This is a genomic window from Parvularcula sp. LCG005 (assembly GCF_032930845.1).
Taxonomy (GTDB): Bacteria; Pseudomonadota; Alphaproteobacteria; order Caulobacterales; family Parvularculaceae; genus Parvularcula.
Genome location: NZ_CP136758.1, coordinates 191,786 through 206,045, shown reverse-complemented (window position 1 = coordinate 206,045; position 14,260 = coordinate 191,786). Strand labels below are relative to the sequence as shown.

Genomic DNA, 14,260 nt, shown 5'->3' with positions numbered 1-14,260 from the left:
TCTTTGATTTGTGATGTGGGCCATTTGCGGGCGATTTGCCACCACCTGATGCCCAAAGGCGCGCGAAGAGTTCTTAACAGACCCTCAACGCTGATAAAATGTGGATAAAAACGCGTCCACTACATCTATTCGTGCAAAACTCAAGCCCCCTCCATCTTGTTATTAACAAATTATGAGCGCACCATATGTGGGGGCGCAGCTCGACTGCCCCCTACATGTTGAGAGGCATCGTGCCGAGGCGTGTCGGCGGACAACGGAGGCGGAGTATGGCATGGACTGACGAGCGCGTGGAGCAGCTCAAACAATTGTGGAGTGACGGGCTGTCAGCCAGTCAGATCGCGAACCGTATGGGCGGCGTGACCCGCAATGCGGTCATCGGCAAGGTACACCGGCTGGGTCTGGCCGGACGCGCCACGCCAACGGCACCCATCTCGAAAGCGGTGCACAGCCCGCAGGCAGAGCAGGAAAGCCGAACCCCGACATTCTCACTGGAATCCCTCAGCCTGGGTGATGACCGACCAACGGTTTCATCGATCGGCGCCAACCAGTGCAAATGGCCAATTGGCGACCCTGCTGCAGAAGATTTCCATTTCTGCGGCCAGTCGACCTCATCGGCGAAACCGTATTGCGCCTATCACAGCCAATTGGCGTTCCAGCCCAATGCTGGCCGTCGCGAAGCACCGCGCCACCGCACGGTTGCCCTGCCCGCCGCCCGTAAGGTTGGCTAAATCTCTAGTCCTTGCGTGGCGCGAACGGATCGTTCGGAAGCGCCACGCCGGCCTGCGCCAGATCACCGCGCAGGACAAGCGCATCGACAAGTAACGTGTCGATTGCCAATGCACGGCTGGCATCGAGAGCCGCTTCCACCAATTCATCCCGATTGAAATGGGCCCTTCCCCGCAGCGCGTAAGCGTCAGCGGATAGATTGGCGTGCCTTTCAAGGGCCCGGATGGTCAGGATCACGCCCTGCCATTCTTCCGCCGTCGCATAGATGGCGGCCGCGGCCATGTGGACTTCTGCTGCATCGGGAACCGCTGAATAGGCCGCGCGAAGAGCGGCGAAGGCCTGATCCTCTCGACCTGCATCTATGAAGGCTTCAGCGGACTGGATATAAAGCCGCGCCGACACCTCCGGCGTCACGGCCTCGTCCTCCGCCAGTCGCGCCAGCATCGCCCCGGCACTCGCCGCGGAGCCGTTGGCCAGTGCTGCCACCGCGGCGCAATGCCGTGCGGGGCGATTGCCGCCTTCGGCGAGCCACGCATCCGCATAGAGCCGCGCCTCATCCGCCGAGGTTTCGGCGAGGGCTACGCAGGTGTCGTAACTGCGCGGTTCAGCAATCGTCAGGGCCGCAAGGGCCAACAGGGCAAAGGTCATCAGAACGGTCTAGCAGAGCTGGACGCCCCGTGCATATGAGCAAGCGGTTAGCCGGTACGCCCGCTTCGCGGCTTACTCAGCCGCCACCTTGCGCGCCGCGGTCTGCATGTGCTCCTCGGCGTCATCATCAAAGGACAGCGAAGCCGCGGCCTCTTCTAGTTGGCGAAATCGCTCAAGCGGGCCCGCCACCGGCAAGTGGCAGGTCACCCGAGTGCCCTCACCTTCCTGCGATGAGAGACGGACGAAGCCGCCATGGAGCTCCACATAGGAATTCACGAGCGCAAGCCCGAGTCCGGCACCGGCGCCGGGACCTGAGCTTTCAAAGCGGTCAAAGATCGTGGCCTGGTCTTCTGGCGAGACGCCGCGGCCGGTATCCTCAACCCAGATCGACACCGCGTTGCCTTCGCGCTTGGCGCCGACAGTCACGTGGCCGCCCGCCTCGGTGAAGGCAAAACCATTGGCGAGAAGATTGAACAGCACCTGCTTCAGACGGCGTTCATCCGCGTGGATCGTACCGATATCGTCGGGGCAATCGACCTTCAGGATGATCTGGCTGTCTTCTGCCTTGAGGGAAGCAAATGTCGCAGCGGATTCGATCAGCTCCCGAACGTCTGTCTCCCCCATATCGAGCCCCAGGCGACCAGCGTCGATCGCTGCCAGGTCGATGATGTCATTGATCAGATCAAGAAGATGGGTCGATGCGGTCAGAATAGTGGACGCGTAATCCTTCTGCCGCTCGTTCAGGCTACCGACCATCTCGCTTTCGAGCATTTCGGTGAATCCGATAATGGTATTGAGCGGATTGCGCAGCTGATAGGAGATGTGATCGACGAAGCGCGACTTGATGCGGTCCGCTTCCTCGAGGATCTGGTTGCGGACTTCGAGCTCTTTCTGACGCTCGCGGCTGTCCGTAATGTCGAGGAAGGTCACAAGTGTGGCGCCATCGGGCAGCGGCGACGTCGAGCAGACGAGAATATGACCGTCGCGCAGGACAATCTCCTCACCCAGATGAGGCACCCGATCTTCCGGCGCAAAAGAAACGATCCGACCACGGATTTCGCTCAGCTGCTCCTCGGCCTTGCTCGCCTTGGTCGCCATGATGTCCTGGAGCTGCGACACGTGCGGTTGTCCGGACAATTGCTCGCGGGTCAGCCCCCAGGTGCTTTCGAAAGACTGGTTGAAGAGAGCAAGGCGCCCATCGGCACCGAACACGGCCACCGCCTCAGCCAGATTGTTCAGGGTGGCGCGCTGGACGCCGATCTGGGTCTGGTAGCGGCTTTGCAGCTCAAGCGTTTCGGTGATATTGTCAAACAGCACCGACACACCGCCGAGCGCATGGCGCTGCTGGCGCACGCGCAGGGTCTTGCCCTCAGGCAGGTTCCAGGTCTCGTCAGGCGTTTCGCCCTCTACCGAAGAGGCAGCATCGCCATATTCTTCAGTGTACAGACGGAGCTGCTTGCCCTTCCAGGCGCTGAAGTCAGCTTGCGCAGGCAGCTTGTTGGCGTGACGCAGCCTGTCCAGCAGTTCGCCGTGAGATGGCCGATCACGCAGATCCGCATCGTCGATCTGCCACAGATCCACAAACGCCTGATTGTAATAAGCCAACTGCTGGGCACCGTTAAACACGGCCACCGCTTCAGAGAGCTGGTCCAGCGTCTTGCGATGCGCCGCCTGGTTCCGCTCGAGATCAGTCTGGGCTTTTTCCTGGCGTGTGATGTCGACCGCAACACCGCCAAAGCTGGCTTCGCCCGCGCCATGCAACGGCGTTTCGATAACGCGCAGTACACGGCGTTGACCTTTGACATTGACCTTGACCACTCCGTCCAGCGCCCGGCGACCGGTGCGCACGGTTTCACGCTTTGCTTTTTCAGCAAGCTCACGGAAGGCCGGATCAATCTCGATCTGCTCTTCGACAACCTCAGCCATGTTGATGGCCTCGACCATCTCCACATAGGCGCGGTTGACCCATTCCAGCTTGAGATCCGGTCCGCGCCGCCAAGCGGCCAGCGGCGCGCTGTTCAACTGATTGAGCGCGCCATGCAGGTCAGCAGCCTTGTCCCTGGCCTGCCCCAGCACTCCGGTTTCATCCGCGAGACGAACCGCCGGATCCGTCAGCCACAATGTCACCTGATCTCCGGCAACACGACCATCACATTCAATGGAGCGACCCTCATCCGTGACAACCGAGCCAGAGAATGCGATCCCGTGACTGCGCAGGTCGCGCACCTTTTCCTTCAGGGTCGGCACGCGGCCCGTGGTCTGATCATCATCCATGGGCAGGCTGCCCAGCGCATCAAGAAGACTGTCGGCCGGGTTGAGAAACGCGGTCGGATCGTCGGACGCGAAGGTCAAAAGAGAGGCGAGAGCCGCGGGACCGCCCAGCACACGGGGCTTGCCCCAGCCGCGATCAATCTCGTCATAGGCATCATCCCATACGATGACGAGGCCGGGATGGCTGGCGAGGATGGATTCAGATTTTTCGAATTTGGCTTCCAGCTGACCCAGGCTGCGAGACCAGTCGACCGTCGCGCTGCGCGAGGCCATGGAAACGCGCAAAGCCCAGGCCCCCGCTGCCAAGGCGAAGAAAACGGATCCGATGGTGACGAACAGCGTTGGATCGATGGCGCTCAGAAAACCTGTCGCCTCGGCCGCTTCAACGACAGTCGTGGGCGCCGGCGCAGCCGCCATGGCGGGCGCAGCGCACAGCGCAATGCCGGCCGCACTGAAGCGCAGGGCGGATCGCCACATCTTTTTCGCTTTCGATGTCATCCTGCCATCGCGTCTCACGGAGCCCGTCTGTTTTCTCGCCGCAACAATTGAGTCAAGCGCAGCAACCGTCAATAAATGGTTAATGTTCCTTACCTCCCGTTTACGAATGGTCGCGACGAGAAGGAAGTCTTGATTTTCAGCGCAACACCTGAGTCAGATTTTTGCGAGCGTGTCGTAAAGAGCGCGAATGCCCGTCGCCTCCCCACCCTTGGGCCGGCCGGGCCTCTGTTCGGGGGTCCACGCATAAATATCAAGGTGGGTGTACGGAATTGATTTATCCACAAACCGGCGCAGGAAGAGAGCTGCGGTGATCGAACCGGCAAATCCCCCCGTTGAGGCGTGGTTCACGTCAGCAATCTGCGAGGACAGATAATCATCATACCGCGCCCAGAGCGGCATCCGCCAGACGGGATCATTGACCCGCGTACCACTTTCGACGACCGCATTGGCGAAATCGTCATCAGTCGAATAAAGCGGGACGATGTCTGGCCCCAGAGCAACCCGCGCCGCACCAGTCAGGGTCGCGAGAGAAATGATCCGCGCAGGCTTTTCCTCGGCCGCGTAGGCGAGCGCATCGGCGAGAATAAGCCGCCCTTCAGCGTCAGTGTTCGAAATTTCGACGGTCTGGCCTGACCGGCTTGTGAACACGTCCCCTGGGCGGAAAGCGTTGCCGCCAATCGCGTTTTCAACTGCCGGAATCAGGACGCGTAATTTGATTGGCAAATCGGCGGCCATGATCATGCTGGCCAAGCCGAGCGCGTTGGCAGCCCCGCCCATGTCTTTCTTCATCAGGGCCATGCCTGTTGAACCCTTGATGTTCAGTCCACCGCTATCAAAACAGACGCCCTTTCCAACAAGCGTCACGGGTACGCCGTCCTCGGGGCCCCATCGCAGATCAACAAGAAGCGGCGGCGTCGCAGCGGCTCGGCCCACGGCATGGACCAGCGGGAAGCCTTTTCGCAGCGCTTCACCCTCGGTGATCTCGATACGGGCATCAAAAGAGGCACCGAGAGATTTTGCGGCCGCGGCCAATTGCGCCGGCCCCATATCTTCGGTGGGCGTATTAACGAGATCGCGAACCAAGGCGACGGCCTTGGCCTGCTGGTGAACCGGCGCGAGCTCAAGCCCTTCTGGGGCGATGAGGGTCGGCGTGGCCATGGCGTTTTTGTATTTGTCGAAGCGGTAAGCGCCCAGCGCCCAACCCAGGACAACCAGTGGCACCGCCGATTTCAGCTTCGATGAAGCGAGACGATAATCCCCGGCGCCAAGACGGCTGGCCGCCGCACCGACGGCAAACGGATCGCGCCCATCACCTACCCCCACGAGGACGCCATCCGGAGTCGCCACGACGGCGCCAAGCTCGCCATTAAAGTTCATCAACGTCGCCGTTTTGGCGGCCTCGGTGGGGAGTTGTTCGTTGATCGCTGTGCGCGACCCGGAATGGACGAGATGGATCGGCGTGGCATCAGCGGCACGTTTGGCGTCAAATTGTACGATACTGGTGGTTATTTCAGCCATGAATGCATCCTTTGCTCACTGCGGGGCCGGGGATTTAAGACTTTGTTCGCCTCAATAGGGCAGTTTTGTCCCCAAATCCCGTGGCGAGGTTTGCCGCGGCCGCGACGTCCTGAGGATACTTATATGGCTGGCACATTTTTGAAGTCGATGGTTTCGGGCACAGTTCTGGCAATTGCCCTGAACGGCTGCGCAACGGTCGGACAGAAAAGCGGCCTGCAGGCCGATCAGGTCCAGGTCGTCGGCCATTCGGAAACCACCGGCATGGATCCGATTGCGGCGGCTGCCTATTGGGGCACCCGCTATGACCGCACGCCTACCGATCCGGCGGTCGCAGTCGCCTTCTCAAAGGCGCTGCGCGCGGTCGACAACAACGAAGAATCCTTACGCGTCATTCGTCATGCGTCTGTCCGTGTGCCGGACAATGCCGAGCTGCTGCTGGAGATGGGCAAATCGCTCATCGCCAATGATCGCGCCCATGAAGCACTGCGCCCGATTGAACAGGCCATCGCTCTTGGCAAGTCCAATGACTGGAGCGCTTTCTCCGCCTACGGCGTGGCACTCGACAAGGTCGGCGAGCACAAACAGGCGCAGCTGCAATATGACCGCGCCCTGTCCATTGCACCGGACAAGGCGCAGATCCTGAACAATAAGGGCCTCTCCTATGCCCTCGACGGGCGCAAAGACCTGGCTGAGATGACCCTGCGCACCGCAACGTCCAATCCAGGCGGCACGGCACGCATTCGCCAGAATTTCGCTCTTGTGCTCGCCATGTCGGGCAAGACCGCCGAGGCCGAACGCCTGGCGCGCTCCGACCTGCCGCCAAGCATCGCCGATAACAACGTCTCCTATTACCGGACCCTCGTGGCCCAGCCCGTCTATTGGCAGAACCTCGAAGGCGGCAATGTCGACCTTCCCGATTTTGGTGATGACCCTGCCGGCATCTCAACGACACCGATGGCCCGGCCAATTCCTGACCCTGCCGACGCACCACGGATCCGCCAGCGCCCTGCGCCCACACCTGAGCCAAAACCTGCGCCAGCGGATGAAACTGCGCCCGGCGCGAGCGCCGCGGCTGACGATGACACCCCGATCACCGTGGCCAGCCGCTAAGCTCCTCTCAATGCCCCCTTACAACAAAAGCCGCATGCTCAGCATGCGGCTTTTTTGATTCACTGTCAGCGTTTCGTGCAGAAAGCGAGGGCAACGGTCTACCGGCTCGTTGTCACCTGGGTGTCAGCATTCCCCTTTTCGTGCTTCATGGCCGTCAGGACGCCTGGGCCTAGAATGACAACGAAGAGCACGGGCAGGAAAAACAGGATCATCGGCACGGTCAGTTTCGGCGGCAGGGCAGCGGCTTTCTTCTCGGCCGCCTGCATCCGCAGCTCCCGGTTTTCCGCCGCCATAACGCGCAGCGAACTGCCCAGCGGCGTACCATAGGCTTCCGACTGGATCAGCGCCGTCGTCACGGCCTTGATGCCTTCAAGCCCGGTCCGTTCACCCAGATTGTAATAGGCCACCTTACGGTCCTGCAGATAGGACAGTTCCGCCGTGGTCAGACCATATTCCTCGGCCAGTTCCGGACAAGTGGTTGCGACCTCTTCGGTCACCTTCTGCATGGCCGCTTCGATCGACATGCCGGACTCAACGCAGATCAGCATCAGGTCGAGGGAGTCGGGGAAAGCCAGCTGGACTTTCTGCTGCCGCTTCTTGATCGCGTTGGTCACGTAAAGCTGAGGCAGATAATAGCCGACTACAGTGACACCGAAACACGCCACCAGCTTCATGAAGCTGGCCATCTCGAACGTCTCGAGCACGTAGATGTAAAAAATACCGACGAAGAGTGCGATGATCGGCGTCGCCAGCCTGGCGAGCATGAACGTGAAGACCGGCCGTTCGCCGCGCCAGCCCGCTTTCACGAGCTGCTTGCGCGCATTCTCGGCGTCGAACACCTCAAGCAGCTTGAACTGCTCGACGAGCTGCTTGCCCATGCCCTTGGCTGTCTGGTTGCGCAGACTTGCCGACTTGGTCCCGAGCTTCAGCTCGGCGCGGGATTTCTGTTTCAGGTCTTCCTTGAAGTCCGCCACGCGCTTGGCGCGGGCCTTCATCGGATCAGTCTGGAAGATCGGCGCGACCAGCGTCAGGATCGTGGCGACCGTGGCAACGGCCGCGAGCAACGCTATCTGGTTCTGACGATCGGTTGCCGCAGCAATGAAATCACCCATGCCGTTACACCTTGATACTGATCATGTTCTTCATGACGAAGACACCCATCAGCATCCATAGACCAGCGCCCAGCAGCATGAACTGCCCATTGGTCGTTGTATAAAGAGGCGCAAGATAATCCGGCGCCGACATATAAACCATGCCCGACACGAAAAACGGCATGGCGGCCAGAATGACGGCAGATGCCTTGGCTTCCATCGACAGGGCCGCAATCTTGCCCAGCATCATCTTCCGGGCGCGGAGGACGTTACTGAGATTGCCCAGCGCATCGGCGAGGTTACCGCCAGTCTGCTGCTGGATTGTCAGCACGATGGAGAAGAATTTGACTTCGTTCAGAGGCATCCGCTGATACATCCGTTCCAGTGACTGCTCGAGAGACAGACCGATACGGACACCTTCGACGAGGAGATGGAACTCCTCCTTCACCGGGCTTTGGGCATCACGGGCGATGATCTTGAGACATTCGTTGACCGGCAGACCGGATTTCACACCCCGCACAATCACGTCGATCGAGTTTGAGAATTCCTCGACAAATTTCTTCTGCCGTTTCTTGCGGGCACGGATCAGGAACCAGCGCGGGATGCCAAGGCCGCCCACAATGCCCATCGCCAATATTACCAGCGAATCCTGTGCGGTGATCAGTCCCAGACAGACGAGGACGAGACCGCAAATGGCCGAACCCATATAAAATGAGCGTTCAGAAAATTCGTACCCGGCCTGATCGATCCGCTGGGACAGCGAGACTTTCTTTTTCTTGGATTCTTCTTTTTGCTTGTCCTCAATCTTCTTGAGGCTTTCCGCCACATGCCGGCGACGGTCCTTGGTCGGGTCCTGGGCGTTTGCCTTTCCCTTCTTGGCCGGCGTGCGGCCGGACAGGCTTTGCGCCCGCTTGGTGGCCTTGTTACCGCTCGATGACCCGGAAAACAGGACAAGCAGGACCACGACGACCACCAGGCCGCCGATCAGAACCATTAATTGCTGCTGGGAAAGCGCCATGTTGATCAGCCCTCCGCTGCGTCCAAAGCCTCAGCCAGTTCAATATGTTTGCCGTAATAACGCGCCCGGTCCCAGAACGCAGGGCGGGCAATACCTGTTGACCGGTGACGGCCATTGACCTTGCCATCGGCATCTTCGCCGTCAATCTCGTAGACAAACAGGTCCTGGGTGATGATCGTGTCACCCTCCGTCCCCAGAACTTCTGTGATATGGGTGATCCGACGCGAACCGTCACGCAGGCGCGCTGCCTGCACCACAATATCAACCGAACCGACAATCATCTCACGGATCGTTTTTGATGGCAGTCCAAGGCCGCCCATCGTGATCATCGATTCAAGACGCTGCAAGGCTTCGCGCGGAGAGTTGGCGTGGAGCGTGCCCATCGATCCGTCGTGACCAGTGTTCATGGCCTGCAGAAGGTCAAATGCCTCCGGGCCCCGGACCTCGCCGACGATGATCCGTTCTGGACGCATCCGCAGACAGTTCTTCACGAGGTCCCGCATGGTGACCTCGCCCTGCCCTTCAAGGTTGGGCGGCCGGGTTTCGAGCCGCACCACGTGGGGCTGCTGCAATTGAAGTTCCGCGGCGTCTTCGCAGGTGATGACGCGCTCGTCCTCTTCGATGAACGAGGTCATACAGTTGAGCAGCGTCGTCTTACCCGAGCCGGTACCGCCAGAGATCAGTGTGTTGATGCGGCAGGCGCCGATAATCGACAGCACATCCGCGCCGGGCTGGGAGATCGAGCCGAAATTGACCAGATCCTGAATCCGCAGCTTGTCTTTCTTGAACTTCCGGATCGTGAGAGCGGGCCCATCAATCGACAGCGGCGGCGCGATGACGTTGACCCGGGAACCGTCAGGCAGACGGGCGTCACAGATCGGACTTGATTCATCGACCCGCCGACCGACCTGGCTGACGATCCGCTGGCAGATATTCATCAGCTGGGTGTTGTCGCGGAAGCGAATTTTGGTCAGCTGGATCTTGCCGTTGACTTCGATGAAGACCCGGCTGGCCCCGTTGACCATGACGTCGGCGATGTCATCCCGCGCCAGCAATGGCTCAAGGGGACCGTATCCGAGAACGTCGTTACAGATATCCTGAAGCAGGCTTTCCTGCTCCGAAATCGACATCTGCAGACCTTTGATCGAAATGATCTCGTTGACGATGTCGCGAATTTCTTCCGCCGCCATCTCCATGTCGAGCTGTGCGAGTTGCGACAGATCGATCGTATCGATCAGTGCATTGAAGATCGTCGTCTTCATCTCGAAATAGCTGTCGGACCGCGCCTCTTCTTCCACCACCGGCTTGGGCTTAGGCGGTGCCTTCTTCGGCGGCGGCGGCGGGGCCGTACGCGACTGGGCATCCGCCTTTGGCGGCGCTTTCGGTGCGGGCTTCGGCGCAGCCTTTACGGGCTTGGCGGCCGCAGGAGCGGGGGGAGCATCAGCAGGGCGTTTTCCGAACATGGTCTAGCCCTACGACTTTTTGGCAAACAGGGACTTAAGGCTGAAGCCGGCACTGGTCTGCTCAACCAGATCACGGCCCATCAGAATCCTTGCAATGCGGCTCACTTCCTGTGTGACCTTGGCCTTGGGCGCCACCTCCATCAGGGGTTCTGCATTGGTGGCGCAGGTGCCGAATGTCACCGGGTCCCAAGGCAGGATGGCGCGCGGCGTCAGGCCCAGCGCTTCCTCGAACTGTTCTGCGGGCACTTCCGGCCGCTTGGGCACACCGACCTGATTGAGCACCAGGATCGGTGGTGCATCATTCGTGCGGTGAGATTTGATTGTCTCGACAATGTTCTTGGCATTCCGGAACGATGAGAGATCCGGTGTCGCCGTCAGGATGATTTCATCGGCACTCTGCAGCATCATCCGTGCCCAGCCGGTCCAGACATGCGGCAGGTCGACAGCGATGCAGGGCGCAGACGCCTTCACCGTATCGATCACCGCCTCGAAGCTCTCGGTCGGCATGTCGTAGTCGCGGTCGAGAAGGTTGGGTGCCGCAAACAGGCTGAGGCGCTCCGTACATTTCTGCAGAAGCCGGTCGAGCAGGACATCGTCAAGACGTTCCGGCGCGGCCAGCGCCTCGGCAAGGCCCTGGCTCGGATCATGTTCGAAGTCGAGGCCCGCCGTACCAAAGGCAAGGTCGAGGTCCATCAGTACCGTATCGGACCGCATTTCCTCGGCCAGTGACCAGGCCACGTTATGACAGATGCTCGACGAACCGGACCCACCACGGGCACCGACAAAGACGAAGGTCTTGCCGATCGGCGGCGCATCCGGGTCCGCATAGAGGGACCCGATGGAGCTGATGATCTGCAATGGCGAGCTGGGGCGTACGATATATTCGCTGATGCCGCGATTGATCAGCTCACGGTAGAGGCGGATATCATTGATATCACCGACGATGATCACGCGTGTCGATGGATCACAAACCTGCGCCAGCGCATCAAGGCCATCGAGAAGCGCCTGAGACGAATCCCCGGCTTCAAGGATCAACAGGTTTGGCGTGGAATCGTTGGAGTAGATTTCAGCCGCCCGCCGCGCGTCACCGGACTGCAGCGTGACATGCGCCTTGGCCAGGCGCCGGTCCCCGGCAGCCGCTTCAATCAACCCCGTCATGCGCTCCGTCGCGCAGAAGGCGTGAATGTTGATCCGGGGAACAGGCTGGACGTTGACCGACAGGTCCGTTTCGAATGTTTCGTCGACTTCGGTCGTCTCATCGAACGACGGTTCTTCCTCAGCCACCACCATTGGCGGGGTGTAGTCATATTCGGCCAGATCGTCATGGGTCGGCGCCGCAACGAATGGCGGATCGGTCGGCTCACTGGCGGAGGGCTCCGCGTCATCGTCGAGATCGGTGTCCGCATCCAGATCGAGATCGTCAAACCCCATGGGCGGCAGGTCTTCGTGCACCAGGAGAGCGTCAAGCTCTTCTTCCGCCGTCGGCATTGCAAATGGCGCAGCAGCCATTGGCCCGCTGGCATCATCCGTGTCCGACATCAGCTCGGTATCGTCTTCCTCGCTGTTTTCTGCCCTGGCGCTTTCGGCAGCCTCAATCGCACGCAGTTCCTCTTCCAGCGCCGGATCCTCTTCGAGGAGGCGCTGCAGGGTGGCATCGTCGAGGTCATCAAGATCAAGATCAAAATCGTGATCATCACCCGATGCGTTATTGGTGCTGTGAGGAAGCCCGCTCATATCTCACTCCAAAATCTCTTCAAAACCAGCAATCAGCTTACTGACCACTGGCGTCCCCGCCGACGGACGCTCCGTAGCTGCCTTCGCGCTGCCAGGTCCCGGCTCCGGTGTGAGGAGCGCGCGAAGCGGCGGCGCCTGCGGTGCCGATACTCGGCCCCATCGGCTGCATCTGCGTCAGGTCGCGGGGGTCCGCCACCATGGCGGCTAAATTGTGTTGATCCGCACACCCAAAGTTGGTCGGTGCGAGATTGCGAAAGCGCGTTGTCACGCCGCCGTCAAAGGCGCCGCATACCGGTCCGGTAGCAACATATTGGGTGAAGGACACGAGGACGGCCGATGGCGTGTCGCCGGTGCGATACGTGGCGCCCTGCATCGCGCCGTAATCAAGACCGAAGCTGTTGAGCGCCTGACGAACATCTGAGGCCACCTGTTGCGCGTCAATATTGCGCGACGTTCCCGATGGGGCCGTGACCGTCACCGGGCCGTGGCCGCGGGTACGATAGGCCGTCATGAAGTTGTCGAGATCAGCCAGCGCCTGACGCGACAGGCCGTTCCGTGTGCTGTCCACCGGAATTGCGACCGTCACCGTCTGTTGATCCACCGTGATCGGATGACGTTCAGCAACGCTCAAGGCCTCATTCTGCCCGTTCATCACATGGGAGCATCCCGATGCGGCGAGGGTCACAACTGAGGCAAGAATAAAGGTACGGATCATGATGCGCCTCTCAATCCAGAATGAAGCCCAAAGGCCCCTGTAAGGTGGCTTCGCTCACGCCGGATCCCTTGACCCCGTAAGCGGCTTCCAGCTTGCCCAGCAGCACCGACTGGAACACGGTCGGCGACACGTGCCCGCGGGCGGGGTCAGTCAGATTGGCCAGATCGGTCGGCTCGACCAGATAGGGTGTGGCGATAATGACGAGTTCGGTCTGGTTGCTCTGAAACTCCTGGCTCCGGAACAGTGCGCCAAGCAGCGGTGTTTCCTTGATGCCGGGCACGCCATCGATGAACTCGGTGATGTTTTCCTGGAGCAGACCAGCAATCGCGAACGATCCGCCCGATGGCATTTCAATCGTCGTTTCGGCATTCCGTGTCGTCGTGCCGGGGACCACATAACCCTCCGTCTGCACCACTTCACCACTGTCGGTCACTGTCTCATTCACGCCGAAGGATACGCCGGTCGCAAATGAAACGTCTGAGACCTCGGTCAACAGCTTCAGCTGGATGCGGTTCTTCGAGAAGACATTAGGCATGAACTCGAGGCGAACACCGAATTCCTTGAACGTCACCGACTGACGGCCATTCTCACCAGCCACAGGGACCGGGAATTCGCCACCTGCGAGGAAATTTGCACTGTGTCCGGACAGAGCGGTCAAGTTTGGCTCAGCCAGCGTTTTGACGAGGCCGTTCTGCTCAAACATGTCGAGGGCAAGGTCAAGATTTTCGACATTACCGAAACCGTCAGTGCTGATCTTGCTGCTCAGACCACCAAGTGATGAGCCGGAGATGGCGAACGAATTCTGGGCCGCAAATTCAAATGCGGAATTGTCGATGCGGGCCACACCATTCAGATCGATGCCGAGCTGGCGGATCAGGCGGCGCTGCATCTCGACAATACGAACCTTCAGCATGACCTGCCCCGGTTCGCGGATCGACATCATGCTGACGACATTTTCAGGGCCGGCCATGCGAGCGGCGATATCTTCGACCCGCTGCGCTTCGAGTGCGCTGTCGACGCGACCACTCAGGATGACAGCGCCATTCACGCTGTCCACCTCAACGCGAGCATCCGGAACCAGCTTGCCGATCAGATCACCAATGGCAACGGCATCCTGTTCAATACGGATATTGAGGTCGAGAATCTGCTCGCCATTCCGATCAAAGAAGAAAGCATTGGCCCGGCCCGGTGCATTAGCCATGACATAGACGCGGCGCGGCGTGCGCACGACGGCCTCGACCACTGTCGGGTCAGAGACCAGCACATCAGCGACATTGCGCGGCAAATCGATGACGGCCGCCTTGCCGATCGGCAGGATCAGATCGCGTGACGTCACCTGATCGCCGCCGCCCTGGTTCACCACCACATCCTGTGCTGCCGCTGGTGCGACAGACAGGGCGGGCCACAGCGAGAACGCCGAAACGATACCAGCGGCCAAGGTTTTCGAAAATGTTGTCGTCATGAATGA

At 60.1% G+C, this 14,260-nt stretch carries 11 protein-coding genes; 2 read left to right on the top strand and 9 right to left on the bottom strand.

The window, feature by feature from the left end; all coding sequences use genetic code 11:
* Positions 1-266: 266 nt before the first annotated feature.
* Positions 267-728: a GcrA family cell cycle regulator gene (locus RUI03_RS00930; RefSeq protein WP_317288403.1), complete on the top strand. Its 462-nt coding sequence runs from the start codon at positions 267-269 to the stop codon at positions 726-728.
* Positions 729-732: 4 nt separating this feature from the next.
* Here RUI03_RS00930 and RUI03_RS00925 read toward each other — a convergent pair whose 3' ends face one another.
* The 3 genes from RUI03_RS00925 to RUI03_RS00915 all read right to left on the bottom strand — a co-directional run bounded on the left by RUI03_RS00925 (position 733) and on the right by RUI03_RS00915 (position 5,661).
* A complete protein-coding gene (locus RUI03_RS00925; protein ID WP_317288402.1) occupies positions 733-1,374 on the bottom strand; it encodes a hypothetical protein in 642 nt (213 codons plus the stop codon).
* A gap of 72 nt (positions 1,375-1,446) precedes the next feature.
* The gene (locus tag RUI03_RS00920; protein WP_317288401.1) at positions 1,447-4,122 is read right to left on the bottom strand and encodes a sensor histidine kinase; all 2,676 of its coding nucleotides are present in this window, start codon (positions 4,120-4,122) and stop codon (positions 1,447-1,449) included.
* Positions 4,123-4,296: 174 nt separating this feature from the next.
* On the bottom strand, positions 4,297-5,661 hold the full coding sequence (locus RUI03_RS00915; protein WP_317288400.1) for a leucyl aminopeptidase family protein: 1,365 nt from the start codon (positions 5,659-5,661) through the stop codon (positions 4,297-4,299).
* A gap of 123 nt (positions 5,662-5,784) precedes the next feature.
* Here RUI03_RS00915 and RUI03_RS00910 point away from each other — a divergent pair, with 123 nt between their 5' ends.
* Positions 5,785-6,771, top strand: coding sequence for a hypothetical protein (locus RUI03_RS00910; RefSeq protein ID WP_317288399.1), 987 nt, complete (start codon positions 5,785-5,787; stop codon positions 6,769-6,771).
* A 98-nt stretch (positions 6,772-6,869) separates the two neighbouring features.
* Here the strand turns inward: RUI03_RS00910 and RUI03_RS00905 are convergent, their stop codons facing one another.
* From RUI03_RS00905 to RUI03_RS00880, 6 genes are read right to left on the bottom strand one after another with little or no spacing between them, the layout of a single operon-like run.
* Positions 6,870-7,883: a type II secretion system F family protein gene (locus RUI03_RS00905; protein WP_317288398.1), complete on the bottom strand. Its 1,014-nt coding sequence runs from the start codon at positions 7,881-7,883 to the stop codon at positions 6,870-6,872.
* A gap of 4 nt (positions 7,884-7,887) precedes the next feature.
* Positions 7,888-8,880 (bottom strand): type II secretion system F family protein, encoded by a 993-nt coding sequence (locus RUI03_RS00900; RefSeq protein ID WP_317288397.1) that lies wholly within the window; start codon positions 8,878-8,880, stop codon positions 7,888-7,890.
* A gap of 5 nt (positions 8,881-8,885) precedes the next feature.
* Positions 8,886-10,343 carry a CpaF family protein gene (locus RUI03_RS00895; protein WP_317288396.1) on the bottom strand — a complete coding sequence of 486 codons (1,458 nt, stop codon included), beginning with the start codon at positions 10,341-10,343 and terminating at the stop codon, positions 8,886-8,888.
* Between the two features lie 9 nt (positions 10,344-10,352).
* Complete coding sequence (locus RUI03_RS00890; RefSeq protein ID WP_317288395.1) at positions 10,353-12,077, bottom strand: pilus assembly protein CpaE; 1,725 nt, start codon at positions 12,075-12,077, stop codon at positions 10,353-10,355.
* 37 nt (positions 12,078-12,114) lie between these two features.
* Positions 12,115-12,792, bottom strand: a complete 678-nt coding sequence (locus RUI03_RS00885) for a CpaD family pilus assembly protein (protein ID WP_317288394.1) — start codon at positions 12,790-12,792, stop codon at positions 12,115-12,117.
* 10 nt (positions 12,793-12,802) lie between these two features.
* Positions 12,803-14,254, bottom strand: coding sequence for a type II and III secretion system protein family protein (locus tag RUI03_RS00880; protein WP_317288393.1), 1,452 nt, complete (start codon positions 14,252-14,254; stop codon positions 12,803-12,805).
* Between the last annotated feature and the right edge of the window lie 6 nt (positions 14,255-14,260).

Bases quoted from the DNA above. Each gene is read 5' to 3' on its own strand.
- RUI03_RS00930 (WP_317288403.1), top strand. From the start codon at position 267: ATGGCATGGACTGACGAGCGCGTGGAGCAGCTCAAACAATTGTGGAGT.
- RUI03_RS00925 (WP_317288402.1), bottom strand. From the start codon at position 1,374: ATGACCTTTGCCCTGTTGGCCCTTGCGGCCCTGACGATTGCTGAACCG.
- RUI03_RS00920 (WP_317288401.1), bottom strand. From the start codon at position 4,122: ATGTGGCGATCCGCCCTGCGCTTCAGTGCGGCCGGCATTGCGCTGTGC.
- RUI03_RS00915 (WP_317288400.1), bottom strand. From the start codon at position 5,661: ATGGCTGAAATAACCACCAGTATCGTACAATTTGACGCCAAACGTGCC.
- RUI03_RS00910 (WP_317288399.1), top strand. From the start codon at position 5,785: ATGGCTGGCACATTTTTGAAGTCGATGGTTTCGGGCACAGTTCTGGCA.
- RUI03_RS00905 (WP_317288398.1), bottom strand. From the start codon at position 7,883: ATGGGTGATTTCATTGCTGCGGCAACCGATCGTCAGAACCAGATAGCG.
- RUI03_RS00900 (WP_317288397.1), bottom strand. From the start codon at position 8,880: ATGGCGCTTTCCCAGCAGCAATTAATGGTTCTGATCGGCGGCCTGGTG.
- RUI03_RS00895 (WP_317288396.1), bottom strand. From the start codon at position 10,343: ATGTTCGGAAAACGCCCTGCTGATGCTCCCCCCGCTCCTGCGGCCGCC.
- RUI03_RS00890 (WP_317288395.1), bottom strand. From the start codon at position 12,077: ATGAGCGGGCTTCCTCACAGCACCAATAACGCATCGGGTGATGATCAC.
- RUI03_RS00885 (WP_317288394.1), bottom strand. From the start codon at position 12,792: ATGATCCGTACCTTTATTCTTGCCTCAGTTGTGACCCTCGCCGCATCG.
- RUI03_RS00880 (WP_317288393.1), bottom strand. From the start codon at position 14,254: ATGACGACAACATTTTCGAAAACCTTGGCCGCTGGTATCGTTTCGGCG.